Raw genomic sequence first — 1,995 nt, forward strand, 5'->3', positions numbered from 1 at the left:
CGCCGGTGTCTTCCGGGGTTTGACGCCCCGTCCGACGTTTCAAACTCTAGCCGATCCCCGCTCCGAAAAGCGAATCCGACCGCAACCCAATAAAATGCGCACGCCGAATAAGCACCAGGCCGCAACGTGAAAACGACGAAGCGACCCGGCCCGAACCGGGAAGTGGTGTTTCAGAGGATTGGCTGCCCCGGGACCGTCCGCGCTGACGCGTGTCCGGTGCTCCCTGCCAGGCAGCTCGAAGAACACTAGACCTCCGGCCTCGCCGAGTCAACCGGCGCAACCGGTTTCTCGGCCTCCTCCTCCGCCGGCAGCTGGAAGGCCAGGACGGCGACGTCGTCGTCGTGCTCGGAGGTCACGCCCATCGCCCGCAGCAGCCGGGCGCAGATCACCTCGGGGGCGCCCATGGCTCCGGCCAGGGTGCGGGCCAGGAGGTCGAGGCCCTGGTCGATGTCCTCGTCCCGGCGCTCGACCAGTCCGTCGGTATAGAGGACGCCGGTCGTACCGGGGAGCAGGCGCAGGGTGTGGGAGACGTGCAGGCCGCCGCCGGTGCCGAGCGGCGGGCCGTTCTGTTCCTCGCTGCGCAGGATGGTGCCGTCCGGGCAGCGCAGGAGTACGGGGAGGTGTCCGGCGGAGGCGTAGGAGAGGGTGCGGCGCCGCGGGTCCCAGACGGCGTAGGTGCAGGTGGCGATCTGGTTGGCGTCGATCTCCATGGCGAGGCCGTCGAGCAGGCGCATCACCTCGTGCGGGGGCAGGTCGAGGCGGGCGTAGGCGCGGACGGCCGTACGCAGCTGGCCCATGACGGCGGCGGCGCGCAGACCGCGGCCCATGACGTCGCCAATGACGAGTGCCGTGCGCCCGCCGTCGATGGCGATCACGTCGTACCAGTCGCCGCCGACCGCGGCCTCGGCGCCGCCCGGCTGGTAGGTGGCGGCGACCCGCAGGCCGGCCGGCTGGTCGAGCTTCTGCGGGAGCAGGCTGCGCTGGAGGGTGACGGCGGCCTCGCGCTGGCGTCGTTCGGCTTCGCGCAGGCGGGCGGCGGCGAGGACCTGGTCGGTGACCTCGGCGGCGAAGATCAGCACTCCTGCGGGCGGCCCCTCGGTGGGGGCGTCGCCGTTCTCCCCGGTGCCGAGCGGGACGCAGGAGACGTTGTAGTAGCGGTTGCCGGTGAGGCCGAGGATGCAGCGGGCCTTGACGCTGCGCGGGCGGCCGCCGCGGATGACCTGGTCCATCAGGGGCAGGACGCCCATGGTGGCGAGCTCGGGGAGGGCCTCGGCGGCGGGCAGGCCGGTGGGGCGTTCGCCGAAGAGTTCGCGGTAGGCCCGATTGGCGTAGCCGAGCTGGTGGAGCGGGCCGTAGGTGACGGCGACCGGGGCGGGGATGCGGTTGAGGACCTCGCGCAGGTTCTGCGGCTTGTGCGGGTCGAGCAGTTCGGCGGTGGCGGCGGGGCTGCTCGGGTCGCGGGGGCCGGGTACGACGACGCCGTCGGGGCAGGGGGCTCCGTCCTCGGTGCCGGTCCCGTGGGGCGGGAGGGCACGCCAGGGGACTCCGGCCAGCCGGGCGCTCCAGCGCATGAGGTTCAAACGACGGCCGCTTCCTCGTTTTCCAGGCATATCATCACTTTTTGTGTGCGCAGCAGCACACGGGGTAATGACCAGGTCGGGCTGATCCTGTCAGGCGGAGGCCCGGTTCCGGAAGTCGCGCGCCCGGCGTGGCCGTCCGTTCCGCCCTCCGATCCACCCTCCGGCCCGTCGTTCGGCCCGCCGCCGGCCCGGGTCGACCGGTGGGGTCACCGGGCGGCATCCGGTCCGCCGTCGGACGGCCGGTCGGACCTCGGGCCGAACCCTCCCTCGAAAGCCGAACGCGGGTGCTCCATCGCGCCCAGCGAGACCACCTCCCGGGAGAACATCCCGCCGAGCACCCAGTCCATCAGCACCCGCACCCGGCGCTCGGCGCTCGGCAGCCGCCGCAGGTGCCGGGCCCGGTGCAGCCACCAGG

General features: G+C 72.7%; 2 pseudogenes. Both read right to left on the reverse strand.

The window, feature by feature from the left end:
• Positions 1-302 precede the first annotated feature (302 nt).
• Positions 303-1,580, reverse strand: a pseudogene (locus tag ACWGKU_RS40895) (SpoIIE family protein phosphatase); the annotation flags it as partial.
• Between the two features lie 206 nt (positions 1,581-1,786).
• Positions 1,787-1,995 (reverse strand): annotated as a pseudogene (locus ACWGKU_RS40900) (NAD(P)/FAD-dependent oxidoreductase); the annotation flags it as partial.

The organism is Kitasatospora sp. NPDC054768 (genome assembly GCF_053612025.1).